At 41.0% G+C, this 15,119-nt stretch carries 15 protein-coding genes; 6 read left to right on the top strand and 9 right to left on the bottom strand.

What is annotated here, in order from left to right:
* The first annotated feature begins 220 nt into the window (after positions 1 to 220).
* Together PTT44_RS09815 and PTT44_RS09810 are read left to right on the top strand one after the other, a co-directional pair.
* The gene (locus tag PTT44_RS09815) at positions 221 to 754 is read left to right on the top strand and encodes a cysteine peptidase family C39 domain-containing protein (RefSeq protein ID WP_168159081.1); all 534 of its coding nucleotides are present in this window, start codon (positions 221 to 223) and stop codon (positions 752 to 754) included.
* A 20-nt stretch (positions 755 to 774) separates the two neighbouring features.
* Positions 775 to 1,725 carry a DUF4424 family protein gene (locus PTT44_RS09810; protein ID WP_168159080.1) on the top strand — a complete coding sequence of 317 codons (951 nt, stop codon included), beginning with the start codon at positions 775 to 777 and terminating at the stop codon, positions 1,723 to 1,725.
* Between the two features lie 276 nt (positions 1,726 to 2,001).
* On the opposite strand, the gene PTT44_RS09805 is transcribed toward PTT44_RS09810, so the two are convergent.
* The 4 genes from PTT44_RS09805 to PTT44_RS09790 all read right to left on the bottom strand — a co-directional run bounded on the left by PTT44_RS09805 (position 2,002) and on the right by PTT44_RS09790 (position 5,020).
* Positions 2,002 to 2,520, bottom strand: coding sequence for a tetratricopeptide repeat protein (locus PTT44_RS09805; RefSeq protein WP_168159079.1), 519 nt, complete (start codon positions 2,518 to 2,520; stop codon positions 2,002 to 2,004).
* Positions 2,521 to 2,599: 79 nt separating this feature from the next.
* Positions 2,600 to 2,938 (bottom strand): DUF3325 domain-containing protein, encoded by a 339-nt coding sequence (locus tag PTT44_RS09800; RefSeq protein ID WP_168159078.1) that lies wholly within the window; start codon positions 2,936 to 2,938, stop codon positions 2,600 to 2,602.
* Positions 2,935 to 4,662, bottom strand: a complete 1,728-nt coding sequence (locus tag PTT44_RS09795) for a PepSY-associated TM helix domain-containing protein (RefSeq protein ID WP_168159077.1) — start codon at positions 4,660 to 4,662, stop codon at positions 2,935 to 2,937. Before PTT44_RS09795 ends, PTT44_RS09800 begins: the two co-directional genes overlap by 4 nt.
* 7 nt (positions 4,663 to 4,669) lie before the next feature.
* Positions 4,670 to 5,020 (bottom strand): hypothetical protein, encoded by a 351-nt coding sequence (locus PTT44_RS09790; protein ID WP_078425965.1) that lies wholly within the window; start codon positions 5,018 to 5,020, stop codon positions 4,670 to 4,672.
* A 273-nt stretch (positions 5,021 to 5,293) separates the two neighbouring features.
* Between PTT44_RS09790 and PTT44_RS09785 the strand changes: the two genes are divergently transcribed.
* The gene (locus tag PTT44_RS09785; RefSeq protein ID WP_004980661.1) at positions 5,294 to 5,554 is read left to right on the top strand and encodes a hypothetical protein; all 261 of its coding nucleotides are present in this window, start codon (positions 5,294 to 5,296) and stop codon (positions 5,552 to 5,554) included.
* Positions 5,555 to 5,651: 97 nt separating this feature from the next.
* On the opposite strand, the gene PTT44_RS09780 is transcribed toward PTT44_RS09785, so the two are convergent.
* On the bottom strand, positions 5,652 to 8,126 hold the full coding sequence (locus PTT44_RS09780; protein ID WP_273795625.1) for an acyl-CoA dehydrogenase: 2,475 nt from the start codon (positions 8,124 to 8,126) through the stop codon (positions 5,652 to 5,654).
* A 291-nt stretch (positions 8,127 to 8,417) separates the two neighbouring features.
* Positions 8,418 to 9,431: a lipoyl synthase gene (gene lipA / locus PTT44_RS09775; RefSeq protein WP_004693928.1), complete on the bottom strand. Its 1,014-nt coding sequence runs from the start codon at positions 9,429 to 9,431 to the stop codon at positions 8,418 to 8,420.
* A 208-nt stretch (positions 9,432 to 9,639) separates the two neighbouring features.
* Here lipA and sthA point away from each other — a divergent pair, with 208 nt between their 5' ends.
* Positions 9,640 to 11,055 (top strand): Si-specific NAD(P)(+) transhydrogenase, encoded by a 1,416-nt coding sequence (gene sthA / locus PTT44_RS09770; RefSeq protein WP_004693926.1) that lies wholly within the window; start codon positions 9,640 to 9,642, stop codon positions 11,053 to 11,055.
* Between the two features lie 314 nt (positions 11,056 to 11,369).
* Here the strand turns inward: sthA and PTT44_RS09765 are convergent, their stop codons facing one another.
* On the bottom strand, positions 11,370 to 11,510 hold the full coding sequence (locus PTT44_RS09765) for a hypothetical protein (RefSeq protein ID WP_004693924.1): 141 nt from the start codon (positions 11,508 to 11,510) through the stop codon (positions 11,370 to 11,372).
* A 420-nt stretch (positions 11,511 to 11,930) separates the two neighbouring features.
* Positions 11,931 to 12,863, bottom strand: coding sequence for a hypothetical protein (locus tag PTT44_RS09760; RefSeq protein WP_168159075.1), 933 nt, complete (start codon positions 12,861 to 12,863; stop codon positions 11,931 to 11,933).
* Between the two features lie 265 nt (positions 12,864 to 13,128).
* Between PTT44_RS09760 and PTT44_RS09755 the strand changes: the two genes are divergently transcribed.
* On the top strand, positions 13,129 to 13,599 hold the full coding sequence (locus PTT44_RS09755) for a YaiI/YqxD family protein (RefSeq protein WP_168159074.1): 471 nt from the start codon (positions 13,129 to 13,131) through the stop codon (positions 13,597 to 13,599).
* A gap of 13 nt (positions 13,600 to 13,612) precedes the next feature.
* Positions 13,613 to 14,524 (top strand): DMT family transporter, encoded by a 912-nt coding sequence (locus PTT44_RS09750; RefSeq protein ID WP_168159073.1) that lies wholly within the window; start codon positions 13,613 to 13,615, stop codon positions 14,522 to 14,524.
* 15 nt (positions 14,525 to 14,539) lie between these two features.
* Here the strand turns inward: PTT44_RS09750 and PTT44_RS09745 are convergent, their stop codons facing one another.
* The gene (locus PTT44_RS09745; protein ID WP_168159072.1) at positions 14,540 to 15,109 is read right to left on the bottom strand and encodes a PilZ domain-containing protein; all 570 of its coding nucleotides are present in this window, start codon (positions 15,107 to 15,109) and stop codon (positions 14,540 to 14,542) included.
* Positions 15,110 to 15,119: the final 10 nt, after the last annotated feature.

The following is a 15,119-nucleotide window of genomic DNA, read 5'->3' as shown; positions in this document are numbered from 1 at the left end:
ACGATCTCCTAATATAAAAAATTGATCATTCAGTTCGCGGATGCCGTTGTTGATTCAAAAGGGATTTGAACCGGATCGTCGAGCCTAGCGATTTCACATTTATGTACCTGTGAAAAAGTCGCAGCATCCCTCGACTAGCGAAGTATTGTACTTGGAAATTGATTCAGTTCCAACGATGTTTTGTTTATTATCAACACAATCATCTTTTTTGAATTGTGTTATGGCCGTGAATATCCCTGAATCCTTAATGAACCTTGAAGCTAATGGCGGTATTTATGCAGTATGGATGCTACTCCAGCATTTATATATCGATGCGGATATTGAACAGTTGATAGAGGTCTGTGGTTACGATGCAGAAAACGGAACGACAACCATTGGCTTGGCAGTCGGATTAAAGAAATTTGGCTTTGATGTTCAATTTTATACTGATGAAGACACAGAGCTTCAAGCACAAGAAAAATTGAGTTATGCAGAAGCTGAGCAACTAAAGCTGCCAGTTTTAGCGGCCATCAATTATCAACAAATTCAACAGGCATTTGAGCAAAATAAATTTATCATTGTCTATTACGATACTTTAGAAGGCGTCGGAAACCATTCACTGGTTTATTCTATAGATGAGCAGGAAATCTGTTTCTTTGACAGTTTTGATGCGATGCCTGCATCTGTATTTGAACAGCAACGTCAAGTCGAGGGCATCTGCCGACAAGTGATTGTGCTTGATCATTCAAGCGCTCGCATGGAAACAGCACAATAAACATGAAAAGAAGACGTTAAATGAAAAAGATCCTCGGACTATGCGTGTTCATTTCTATGCAGATCAGTGCGAATGACAGCGCGGGTTATGTGGCAACGGGCGGTGTGCAATATCTGAAAAATCCAAAAATCAGTATGCAAAGTGAAGATTTGTTTATTAGTAAAAACATCATTCGGGTGAATTACCAATTTAAAAATCTTACCGCTCAAGATATTACGGAAACTGTTTTATTTCCCTTGCCGCGTGTGGGCAGTTCGCGTGAAAGCGATTTTGCGCATACCGAACAATTGATTCAAAGCTTTAAAGTACAAGCCAATGCACAAAAGATTCAGCCAGAAACCCATGTGCGTGCATTTTTACCCGCTTTAACAGCTAGTGGGGACTTCAATTCCAATGGTGAAGTCGTTGATGTGACTGCGGGTTTGAAAAAATGTGGTTTTTCAGATCGAGATTTGATGTATCCGTGGTTATTGCAGCAAGATTCTACGCTTAATCAGCGTTTGTATCGTTGTCAGGACAAAACAGTGCAGCAGCTTTTAAAGCCCTATCAGGCGGATGATGAAATTTATTGGGAATCGCAAATCATTTATAGTTGGCAGCAGAAGTTTAAGGCCAATGCGTTGACCCATGTACAACATGAATACATGCCATTGGTCGGTGGTTCGGTCTCTTTATATCCTGAAGAAGATGAGAAGATCTATTGTATGGATCAAAACTTCAAAGCGGGTTTGAAAAAGGCCAAGTCGCAATATCCACCTTATCAAGCCTTGGGCTATATCTTAAAAACGGGTGCAAATTGGGCGAAACCTATTCAAAGTTTTAAACTGACCATTGAGCGTGACCCGAATGAGCTGGTTTCATTTTGTTGGAAGGGTCAGGTGAAAAAGATCAGTTCGACACAATTTCAAATGACAGAAAAGAATTTTGTGCCGAAGCAGGATTTAGAGATTATTTTTGTGCGTAAGTTTTAGTTTTAAGTTCAATTTTTTGGGCGTTCTTTTGTTTCGGCAAAAGAACCAAAAACATTTGTCTTCCGAAAAATCTGTTTACTTTCTGAATGCAGAGCGCCTTTTGTTGCAAAAAACAATTCATTTTAAAGGCGACTACTTCGTCTTACGCTGCAAATAAAAGCATTGCTTTTAATCTTGCTGAGGTTGCGGATGACCTTATGGCGTATCGAATGAAATTTAAAAAATGCCAGTCAGTTTATTCACTAACTGGCATGACATCAAAGGATGGGCTTTTACTTATTCTTGCTCTGCGGCATCTGCCTTGTCGTGCCAGTATTTGGCTTTTGCTTCATCTGTATCGACACCTAGCGCATTTTCATAAATGAATGCCAAATCACGCATGGCTTGAGCCTCACCCAGTTCCGCTGCTTGTTGTACCAGTTCAATTGACTTAGCGACATCTTTTTCAACCACATCACCACGACGGTAAAAACCAGCCAACTCTAATATTGCAGTAGGGTGTTTCAGTTCAGCGGCTTGTTTTAACCAGTGATGTGCATGTCCAAAGTAGGTTTCAGCTTCGCTTGGATCTTCTTCTCGAAGTTCTTTGGCATAAAAAGCATAACCTTCACCCAGCCAATACATGGCTTCTACATGACCCAATGCTGCTGCTTTGAGCGCCCATTCTTCTGCAAGCGTAATGTCATCTTCATTTTCACTTTGCATATACAGTTCAGCAAGTTCAAATTGAGCGTCACTATTGCCTGTTGTTGCAAGGTTGACCAATTCAGCAGGAATTTTAGGAGATTTAGGCATACAAATAACCAAAGATTTAAACTGTGGATAGCCTAATGCTTTCAAGTGAAAAAGCCAATCCGAAGATTGGCTTTTAGGTTCAGATCAGGTGCAAAGTTAGGCTGAATATAAATAAGAGTAAAACTGAAACAGCGATATTCTTAATTTTTTGTTCAAAATAACTTAAGCAAAGTCCAACAAACAGTGCAGCGAAGCTAATTACGCCGACCCAATAACTGATTTCGATGCTCCAATGTCCTTGTGTTAAGCAAATGAGCAAAGAAACAATTAACAGGAACCAACCCACAGTGGTTGCTAAGCGTGTTTGCTGAAGTGTCAGTTCTTTAGCAAAGATTTGTTTTTGGTGCTTAGACATACTGCTAGCAAGAGCAAAAAAACCTAAGGTTGCTAAAGTCCAAATGATCAGAAACCAAATCATGCTTCGGCCTCCTGAACAGGTACTTTCACTTTTTTATTCGGCAAACCTTGATGTTTTTTAACTTTGTCATAAGCGAAATAGAAAATCACTGCCATTACCCACATGGCTAAATCAACCGATGCAATCATCCACTGGCCTTGCGCAATGCTGTTCCACAAAGCTTGACCGCCTGTCATCAAGTTGACCACTGGCAGCAGGGCGAAAGCGAGTGTTGCCAATAAAAGTAAGTCTAACCATGCTTGGCGGTGGGTACGGAAAATGGCATAAATCAGCGTGAGTAACCATACTGTAAAGAAGCTACGAATTTCCCAGTTTAGACGCATTTCTACATCTGCTGGAATGAAACGATTGGCATAAAAATATGCCGCGCAGGCCAAAGGCAAACCAATAATGGCTGCAATATTCAGGACTTCAACCAGTCGGAAACCAAATGATTTATAGCCTTGTTTCTGCTGTTGGGGAGCACGTTTTACACACCAAAGGATCAGACCCGTAGCCACCATGAGCGTGCCTAAAATACCTGAGCAGAATAATAACCAACGCAGCGCTAAGTCGAGGCCACGCGCTTCGTGTAAGACGGTGACCACGTTATATATGCCACTTGGAATCGATGGATTTTTGATTCGTATATTTTTATCCGTTTCATCTTGACCCGTGACCCCATTATAGTTGAGGGTTGCATACACATTGCGATGCGCGACGCTTTCAGCACGCAAGGCACGCAACTCAATTTTGGCTTGGTCTGTATTGGGTGAAATAATGTTAATTGAAGAAATTGGATTGTCTTTCCACTGTTGTTGTACCGCTGCCATAATTGGCGCTAAGTCTGTCAGTGGTGCAGGGCGGAGTTCGGATTTTGGACGTTCCTCACCACGACCTTGAGCACGTTCACCGCGTTGCTGTCCGCGTTCTCCACGAGCCGCTCTTTCGCCTTCGCGTTGACCTCGATCTTCGCGCTGCACATCTTCAGCCTTTTGGGGCTGTTCAATCATGCTGGCCTGTTGGTCACGTAAAAACTGTTGTCGATTTTCATACGCTTGGTTAATTCCCCAAGGCATGAACATAAACATGAGCAGTAGTAGGCCACTAAAGGTAATCATTAGATGAAAAGGCAATGCAAAGACAGCGGTTGCGTTGTGTGCATCTAGCCACGAACGCTGACCTTTGCCAGAGCGAAAGGTAAAGAAATCTTTAAAGATTTTTTTATGGGTAATGATGCCGCTGACAATTGCGACCAACATGAACATGGTGGCAATCCCGACCAACCAACGCGTCCACAGGCGGGGTAAACCGTACAATTCAAAATGGAAACGATATAGGAATCCACCACCACGCGTATCCCGTGGTTCAATCACTTCACCAGTCGCACTGTCTAAGGTGATACGTGTCCCACCACGACGTGCTTTGGGATCTTCGCCAACAGCACGAATAGTCACTTCAGTTGTGGTTTGGCGTGAGTTGGGCAGTTGAATGTTCCAACTGCCAGCATCTGGGTGGTTTTTCTGTAAATAGTTGAGCGCGACCTGCATTTGTTGTACTTGAGACTGCGCAGGGATAGATTGATGTGTTTCTGGTTTCATCCAAGTAGAAATTTCATTTTGAAAAAAACTCAGGGTTCCAGTCACAAAAATTGCATACAGCAGCCACCCTAAAATGAGACTGGCCCATGTATGCAACCATGACATGGATTGGCGCGGTCCTTCCGCTTTTTGATCAACACGCATTGAAAAACTATCCTAAAAATTTGAGTAGGGCATACAGTGCAATACATGGCACAGCAATGCCGAGCGTTGCTTTTAAGGTTTTTTGAACCATAAAGACCCAAATAAAGGCAGCACAGTTAAGACAAAATGCAATGAGGGTGGCGCTCATGGCTGCATTCACAGGATTTGCAATAAAAAGTTTGGCAATGGTTAATGCAGAGAGCGCAGCAAGGAGATAACCTCCAAGCAAGGCAAGTGCAAATCGATACAACACCATCAGACGGTAGCTAAGTGGTGTGTCGACTTTCTTCTTTTTGGCAGGCTTCGGACGGACTTTTTCCGAATGAACCAAGGCATCAATTTGAGTGGTGCTATTCATGGAAGAGAGTTGGTGTATTAGTAAACAATATTGCAAATGATAACAATTATTATTTAAATAAAATAGATGGTAACTTTATTTATTTTTTCTGTAACGGTAAGTGAGTTTGGTGAACAGAAAAATTTGGATTGTAGTCGCTGCCTTTTTAAATAGATTTGATTCTTATTGTTATTTCTCTAAGGAATGGCTACACAGTGTTACCAAATCACGTTATACGCTGTTTTGATCTGCGTTAGTTTCATAGTCAATACTTGGGCGAATTTGGAGGAAAAGATGGCTGCTTTTATTAATGCCGAACAGGCAAAAATTATGTCCAACCAAGCGTATTTAGATATTGAAGTCTATAAATTACGTTTAGCATCACTAATTGAGGAGAGTGCGAAACAGGGAAATACTGCAGTATTTACCGTATTGCCAAAACATTTACCCTTAGAAGATATTCGTCATCTTTCAGCAGAACTGACCCAGCTGGGATATCAAGTCCGTTTGGAAGTGGAAGAGTTCTATTACCGTTTAAACGTGTATTGGATTTAAAACTTCGCTTTGATGTCTTGGGTTATATTGTGTGGATAAAATAAAAGCCCGTAAACGGACTTTTATCTTTTAGGGGTTTCGAAAACCGATGAGAGGGTTATGGTTGAATATCGGAAGCTTTAGTATGGTAGGGATTCTTTAAATCTAGTGTCTGTTCAAGCTCATGATCGAAAATATCGGTGAGCATACTATCGAAGCGTTGAGCATTGTAATGAATCAACTGATCTGCTTCTTCAGGGCTTATGAATCCTGTTTCAAGTGCATGTTGAATATGTGATTCAAAATCTAAGCCTTCAAATTGTCCTTTAGACTCCGCTTTTTTAAACTTCGTCCACAGTGGATCAATCTTTAATGCTGCTTGGAAGGCATTTTCCATACGCCCAAAGACGTCATTGGGATCGGTATTGTAAAAAACATGCTGCTTTAGTTGTTCACGGAAAGGATTATTTTCCATGATCACACGTCCTAATTGCGTTTTTAGCTGATCACTTGGTTGCTGGGCAACACGACCAAAAGGGAAACAGATGAACTTGACTACACAAGCAGCGGCTCGCATAGGAAAGTTTGCGAATAGTCCATCAAATGCATCCTGAATTTGGACAAATGCTTTTTCTAAAGCCAGTTGAGCATGTTGTTGTTCCGCCTCACTACGTTGTCCTTTTTCATAAAACTTCAAAATAGCGCTCGCGATAAATAGATGGGCATGAATGTCAGCCAAACGTCCTGAAAGCATTTCTTTGCGTTTAATATCGCCTGCAAGTAACCCTAAACACAGGTCTGCGGTTAAGGCGAAGTTTGCACTGTAACGGTTAATGGTTTTGTAAAAAGGACGCGAGAAAGCATCTGTCTGTGCGGAAGCATCTGAAAGAACACCGAAGATGCCATAACTAAATGAACGGGCTGTTCGGTTAAAAGTATAAGCCAAATGTTTAAAAAGTAGCGTGTCGAAAGGCGCTAAAGCTGCCTTTGTATCTTCTGCTTGAAGGAGTTGAAGTTCTTCATATAAATAAGGATGACAGCGCATTGAGCCTTGACCAAAAATCATCAAAGAACGGCTTAAAATATTGGCCCCTTCAACGGTAATTGAAATGGGGATGGCTTGATAATTCAATGCTAAAAAATTGCGCGGCCCCATTTGTACTGCCCGTCCGCCAACGACATCCATCCCATGATTGACAATTTTACGCATGGTTTCGGTGGCATAGTATTTGGCCATGGCTGTCATCACTGCGGGCTTGCCGCCTTCGTTTAAACCACAAGTGACCATATAGCGGAAAGCTTCGAGCATATATGTACCACTGGCAATATCACTGGTGGCCTCTTGCACGCCTTCAAAATGTCCTACAGAAATTTTAAATTGTTGGCGGACTTTGGCAAAAGCACCGACACTTAAATAGGCCATTTCAGCTGAAGCAGTGGAGAGCGCTGGCAGTGAAATCCCACGACCTACAGCTAAGCATTCCATCAGCATGCGCCAACCTTTACCTGCATTTTCCACCCCACCAATAATCCAATCGAGTGGGATAAAAACATCTTGTCCATCGACCGTGCCATTCATAAAGGGTGAACCAGGATTATGTCGTGCACCGACTTGGACACCGTCATGACTGGCAGGTAATAAGGCGCAGGTGATGCCATATTCAGTTTTGCTTGCATCGCCTAATAGTCCATCAGGGTCATAGAGTTTAAAAGCGAGACCAATCACAGTCGCAATAGGCGCCAGTGTAATCCAGCGTTTTGAAAAGTTCATACGTAAACCGAGTACTTCTTGGCCTTCAAACACACCATAGCAGACCACGCCTGTATCCGGTATTGCACCCGCGTCTGAACCAGCCTCGGGACTGGTTAAACCAAAGCAGGGGATTTCTTTACCTTTGGCGAGTCCTGGTAGGTAGCGTTGTTTTTGTTCTTCAGTTCCATAATGTAAAAGTAATTCACCTGGCCCTAGCGAGTTGGGCACCATACAACTGACTGCAGTGGTTAGTGAACGTGAAGAAATTTTGCTCATGATGCGGCTTTGTGCAAAGGAGCTAAAGGCACGACCGCCGTATTCTTTGGGAATAATTAAACCTAAAAAGCCTTGTTCTTTGATGTATTGCCATGCTTCAACAGGAAGATCTTTTAAGTGATGATGAATTTCCCATTCATTCAGTAAACCACAAAGGTGTTCAACTTCATGATCTAAGAAGGATTGCTCTTCAGCAGACAGAGTTGGGTAGACATAACCATCAAATTTTTTCCAATCAGGCGCACCCATAAATAATTCTTTTTCCCACCAACTGGTGCCTGCATCCAATGCTTCGCGTTCGGTACTGCTCATACTCGGCATGGCTTTGGCTAAAGCTTTATAGGCAGGTTGAGTGATTAAAGACTTTCGTAATGGATCAATAACCACAATCAGGCTGAGAATAATTAAGGGCAGACCTAGAAGTAATGACCACGGACTGATAAAAATAGCAGCGAAGAGGGATGCAAAAATAATGATCGCAGCCCCAAATAAGCGACTGAGTTCAAAATAAAAAATGGCCCAGAGGATACAGATTAAAAATAAAATGGCGAAAATGAAACCCATTGAAACCTCCCGTTGTTTACACCGTGAGGTGAGTCATACGTTTTATAGAACTCCACGGAAAATAAGGCAAAACGTAGACTAAAAAGGTGTAATAAAATGAATTTGATGTGATGTGTAGCATCACGATTATTTTAGACTTTGAATTAGATTAGGATGTTTATTGAACAATGACTGTGTTAGAAATGTATGAATACGTAATTGAAAAATATAAAGAACGAAGATCGTAATAAAAAAAGCCCTCATATGAGGGCTTTTAATTCTTGCGTTTTAACTGTTTAACACCACAGCAAATTAAGCTTCAATCGTTTGAACAGCAATCTTTTTCGCAGGATCTGCTTTGCGACGTACTGCTGGTACAGGTTCGCCATAGTATTGACGGTCAGCGAAGTAGCTTGAACGAACCATCGGCGCTGCCCAAATATTTCTAAAGCCCAACTTTTGACCATGCGCAGTGTAGCGTTCAAACTCTTCTGGTGTAACGAAGCGGTCAATCGGCGCATGCTCTTTAGAAGGCTGTAAATACTGGCCAATTGTTACATAGTCAACGCCGTGTGCATGCAAATCATCTAAAAGTGAAATGACTTCTTCTTCAGTTTCACCAATACCGACCATCAAACCACATTTGGTTGGAACGTCAGGGCAATATTCTTTAAACATTTTCAATAGATTTAAAGAGTGTTGGTAGTCTGAACCTGGACGCATCGCTTTGTATAAACGCGGTACCGTTTCAATGTTGTGGTTAAACACATCAGGTGGACACTCAGTCATAATGCGAAGCGCAATGTCCATACGACCACGGAAGTCAGGTACCAAAATCTCAAGTAAAGTATTCGGGCTTAATGCACGTGCTTCTTTAATACAGTCAACAAAGTGTTGTGCGCCACCGTCAAGTAAGTCATCACGGTCTACAGACGTGATCACGGCATATTTTAAACCTAAGTTTGAAATTGTTTCAGCCATGTGACGTGGTTCGTCTGCGTCAAGTGCATTTGGACGGCCATGTGCCACGTCGCAGAAAGGACAACGACGTGTACAAATGTCACCCATAATCATAAAGGTTGCCGTACCGCCACCAAAACATTCAGGTAGGTTTGGACATGCAGCTTCTTCACAAACGGTATGCAGTTTTTGTTCACGTAGGGTTGATTTAATGCGTTGTACTTCTTCGGGTGCTGCCATTTTCACGCGAATCCAATCCGGCTTGCGTGGCGTTTCAACCGTAGGAATAACTTTTACAGGTATACGCGCGACCTTTTCTGCGCCACGAAGTTTGATACCCTGCTCAGGTTTACGGTTTTCAGACATATTCAACTATTCCACTGTTTTTGACGGGGGAGATGCTAAAAATAGCAGTATTAGTATAGCGGAAATGCGAATTGATAGGGCGGAAATACTATTCATTTACTAAATGTGGTTATCACTTAATATATGTAAGCTAAATACAGCAAATTGCCTGCAATTACGTCATAATATGCCCAAGATAAGTAATAAGTTTTTAAAGAAGGAGCGTTGAATGCCACGTAAAAAAGAGGTCGTTGGTGGAACTTTCGTTAAGTACGATGCGGTCGTTCTAGGTTCAGGCCCTGCGGGTGAAGGCGCGGCAATGAAACTTGCCAAATCTGGAAAGCGTGTTGCGATTGTGGATGTGCGTGAGCAGCTCGGTGGTAACTGTACCCACGTGGGGACCATTCCAAGTAAAGCTTTACGTCAAACTGTATCGAGTATTATCCGTTATCGCCGTGACCCAATGTTTAAAAAAATGGGTGACTGGCGCCAGTTTACAATGAAGCAAGTGCTTCAAAATGCACATAAAGTGATTCAACAACAGGTTGATACACACTCACGTTTTTATGACCGCAATAAAATTGATATTTACCACGGTCGTGCCTATGTTCAAGATCAGAATACGGTTTTAGTATTTAGCCCTGAAGGCATCAAAGAAACGATCATGTGCAAACAAATCGTGATCGCAACGGGTAGCCGTCCATACCGTCCTGCGGCGCTTGATTTTAACCATCCGCGTGTATTCGATTCTGACAAAATTTTAGACCTCGATTATTCGATCCAAAAAATCATCATTTATGGTGCGGGTGTGATTGGCTGTGAATATGCGTCTATTTTCATTGGACTCGATCATAAAGTTGACTTGATTAATACACAGCACAAATTGTTGAGTTATCTAGACGATGAAATTTCTGATGCTTTGTCTTATCACTTACGTCAACAAGGTGTTTTGATTCGCCATAATGAGCAGATTGATCATCTTGAAACCTATGATGATCACGTGGTGCTACATTTGCAAAGTGGTAAGAAAATTAAAGCAGATGCTATTTTGTGGTGTAATGGTCGCTCAGGAAATACGGATGGCTTAGGCTTAGAAAATGTGGGTATTACGCCAAACAGCCGTGGTCAAATTACAGTCAATGATCAATACCAAACCGAAGTGGAAAATATTTACGCTGCGGGTGATGTGATTGGTTGGCCTTCACTGGCTTCTGCTGCATATGACCAAGGTCGTTGCGCAGGTGCAAATATGAGCGGTGAAGTGGGTGTAGAACCTGTGGTTGATATTCCGACAGGAATTTATACCATTCCAGAAATTTCTTCGATTGGTAAAACTGAACAAGAGTTAACCGAAGAAAAAATTCCGTATGAAGTGGGTCAGGCTTCGTTCCGTCATTTGGCACGTGCGCAAATTACGGGTGACACAGTGGGTGAGTTGAAAATTTTATTCCACCGTGAAACTTTGGAAGTGCTGGGTGTGCATTGCTTCGGTAATAACGCTTCGGAAATTATTCATATTGGTCAAGCGGTGATGAATAGTCCAAACAATACCATCAATTATTTCGTAGAAACGACGTTTAACTATCCAACGATGGCTGAAGCATATCGTGTAGCGACTTTAAATGGTATGAACCGTTTGTTCTAATTTTTATAGTATTTTCAGAGACCTGTAAGTTTAGACTTACAGGTTTTTTTATATATAAAATTGCTATTTTGTAAGTGCAGGCATATCTAAAAGCCTAAAACTTTTTAACGATTTGTGCGATGGTAGGTGAGTGCGACAAGTAAAGGGGGGAGGGAGCAACTTTGTTTATGAGATACAAGTAATTTTGCGGGTGCCATGTTTCTTAGCGTAGAACATGGAAAGAATGATCCAGTGATATGGCGTAGCAGATATTATTAGACATAAAAAAACCAACAAAGTTGGCTTTTTTGAATTGGGCTGCGACGTGAAATCAGTTACAGGATGAACTGATGTAAGAAGTAGGCAGAAATCATCATGCCTAACACAAAAAACATGCACGAATAAGCGTCAAGCTGATAACGCTTTTCTAATTGATGTTCAACATGCTGTATATTTTCTTCTTGCATAATTTTCATGGAAGTTTTTATTCCGATTTAATTATCGTTAAAATCCTATTGCATGTTTGTATTTTTAACATAAAAAAATGCTTAAATAAAGTACTAATTAAAAATAATCAGATCTCCACTATACATAATCACTTAAATATTCAAGTTTATGCTCTGTTAACCCAGAAGCCAGTAGCTATCAATAACTAACTATCTGAAAGTCATAGAACTTAGGATTTTATTATTCATCGTTAAAATAAGATAATTGAATTTAAAACTGTGGATAAAAGTTCTTTTAAATGAATTTAAAATAGCAAGAGATAATAAAATATGTGGATAAGTTTTATACAAATGAATTCAAATTAAAATAAATCGTATTGATATAAATAAAAAAGCCAACGCAGACTATACATCGATCTTGCATAGTTTACGTTGGCTTGTTTTTATAAATTATTGATTTAATGCATAAATGTTGGCTTGAATCCAAATATTGCCGCGAATGTATTGTCCAATATTAAAGTTGGCGTACTCTGGATTTTTAGTGGCAATACGAATCAGTGTTGCAGGTTGGTTGTCTTCATGAATCAAGGCAACATCAAGCAGAGTGTAGTCTTGTTCCATAAACTGCATATTGGTTTTGCCCACAATATTCCCTTGGAACCATGCTTCATCTTCCTGACCGATCTTTTCGCCATACAAATAAGCGACCATTTTTGAAAAATCAACAGTCACAGGTTCTTTGTCATCATCCGACTTTGCTTCCCATGCATCAATCTGTTCTTGTAGGTTTGCAGGAGCAATGCCATTGTTTGCTGCCAAAATATCGTTCAAGGCACGATGATGTTTAATCGATGCCGGGTCATCAACCACCAGTTGCTCGTGTTCTGCGACCGCTTCTAGTTCATATGCCCATGCATTGAGATGTGCAATATAGGTTTGGTCTTTTTGGTATTGAGCATGATTGACACTATATAAGCTGTCATAAGCGTAGACGATGCTGTTATTGCCTAAGTTTAAACGTAAAACGGCTTGTGTGTTGGATTCACCGCGAATGATGCGTTCAACCACAGCAGACACTTTATAGGGACTATTAAAACTTGGAAATGCAGTTTTAACAGCCTTGGGTTTATTGTCTTCAACCGCGATGACTTGAGTCAGCTGAACAGCCGCTTGACTTGGACCTTGAATGAGCCAACAACCCGCATCCATATCTTGTTCAGTCTGGCATAAACCCATCGGCATGATTGGTGCATTTAAAGCTAAACCTAACCATTTAGGGACATCTTGTGCAGGGTTATCTGTGAGTAAATTCCAATGCTCGACGTGGCTACCAAAGTTTTGGTCATCAATGGTGATTATTTCTGGACTATTTTGATTGTTCATATGCACGATTGAATGAGGTTATATATCCCTATTAAATCGAGGGTTATTTCTATATTTCAAGTGCTATATTTTATTTTTACTGGAAAATCATCAAAAAAGACTAAAGCCTTACTTTATTTGACAGACAAAAGAGTAAAGTATTTTCATCTGATACTTAAAAAGTATGACACAAGCGTTGTATTAGGGATTTTGAGCGGTTTTATCTATTATGCTCAAGCACTGAGTTTGTTAGACTAAGGTAGTTTCTTTTGTTTATGGATGTGCAGTGCTGCCATTTAAACTCTGGGTCGATGCAGATGCATTGCCTAAAATTTTACGTGAAGTGATTTTACGTGCTTCAGATCGTTATCAGCTTGAAGTGACCTTTGTGGCCAATCAAAATGTCGGGATTACGCCTTCCGTTCGTATAAATTCAATTCAAGTGATGAGTGGGGCCGATGCCGCGGATAAAGAAATCATCGAACGCATGAAAGAGAATGATATTGTGATGACACAAGACATTCCGCTGGCAGCACAGGTGATTGAAAAGGGTGGAATCGCAATTCACCCACGTGGTGAAATCTATACTACCGCTAATATCAAAGCCCGCCTACATTTACGTGATTTTATGGATTCATTACGTGGAGCAGGTGTAAACACGGGTGGGCCACCACCTATTTCTGAGCGTGATAAACGCGAATTTTCTAGTTCTTTAGACCAAACCATTCAAAAGCAAAAACGCAAAACTGCCATTTAGCATTGAGCTGATTATGTCTTCTAAAGCCAATCTGATGGCAACCTATGGATTATTGGTTTTTATTTGGTCCACAACGCCTTTAGCGATTGTGTGGAGTGTGACCGATTTACATATGCTGTGGGCGTTGGTATTACGTTTTTTCATTGCGCTGCCTTTGGCTATTTGTTTGTTATTGGTTTTAAAGCGACATTTCCCTACCGATAAAGTTGCTTGGCATAGTTATTTGGCTGGTTCTTTTAGCTTGATTGGCTCGCAGTTTTTTACCTATGTGGCGACCAACTATATTAGTTCAGGCATGATTGCATTGATGTTTGGCTTAGCACCGATTATGGCAGGGTTGATCGGGCGTTTTTACTTTAAGACTTATTTGAGTGCGATGCAGTGGCTTGGAATGTGTATTGCACTGCTGGGACTTGCGATAATTTGCCTTGCAGGTACAGCACAGCATGTCCATCCGTTTGGGATTGGACTGATGTTACTTAGTGTATTTTCTTATGCAGCCTCTATTTTCTGGGTGAAAAAAGTCAATGCGAATATTGAACCCGTTGCACAAGCGACAGGTTCAATTTTGGTGTCGACATTGGCGGCTATATGTATTGTGCCTTTTATTTGGCAGCATGCACCGCAGCAAATGCCCGATTTGAAAACTTGCTTGGCGCTGCTATATACGGTCGTCATGGCGTCATTGATTGCGATGTTCTGTTATTTTAAATTGGTGCAGAAAATTCAACCCACGACTTTATCGCTGACTACTGTTATGACACCGATGATTGCTTTATTTATAGGTGCTGTGCTGAATCAAGAAAAACTCTCGATGATGGTGATTTTGGGTGCAGTGGTTTTACTGTCAGGTTTGTTTGTTTACTTTTATAAAGATCTTCAGGCAAGTCGGAAACTTGCCCAAAAGTTAAAAAGCCAAAAATAGTCCAAGGTTCTGGCTTTAATGATCTTCGACCGTCAAAGAAATACAGTCGGCCAATTTGACACGATCTTGCGGGTGCAAGGTAATAAAGTATGCTCCCGTACGGCACTTGCCATTTTCCTCTTCATTGCTGTACACCACTTGTGCAATCGCGGCAATATGGAAGAAGTTTTCAGGATGGCTCAAGGTTAAGTGGATATAAGTACCATCTTGAATTTGTTTATCACTATAGAAACTCAAACCACTTTCTGAAAAGTTCACATGTTCAGGCGTAGGTAACATGGTTTGTACAATTGTGTCGTACAAAGACCCCGTGATCAGGTTTAATTTCTGGTTAAATAGGGATAAGATTCGAGCAATTTGTTGATCTTTTTCAGATAATTGTTCTAATTCGTAGTTTAGTGCATGATCAAATTGATCTAATTCTGCGAGTAGTAGAAAATAGCGCGGTAAAACAAAATTAGGATCGTAAGGGTCATTCAGGGCAACATCATCAGAAATGATCTGATAGTTAATTCTCAAGGCCGCATCGATTCGTGACATCACACGACGTTCTGGTTGAACGTTTTGATGCTGTAAATTTTCCATAATTATGACC

The organism is Acinetobacter sp. Gutcm_16, from assembly GCF_028649355.1.
Classification (GTDB): domain Bacteria; phylum Pseudomonadota; class Gammaproteobacteria; order Pseudomonadales; family Moraxellaceae; genus Acinetobacter; species Acinetobacter johnsonii.
The sequence above is the reverse complement of the archived record's forward strand: the minus strand, read 5'-3'. Positions and strand labels throughout refer to the sequence as shown.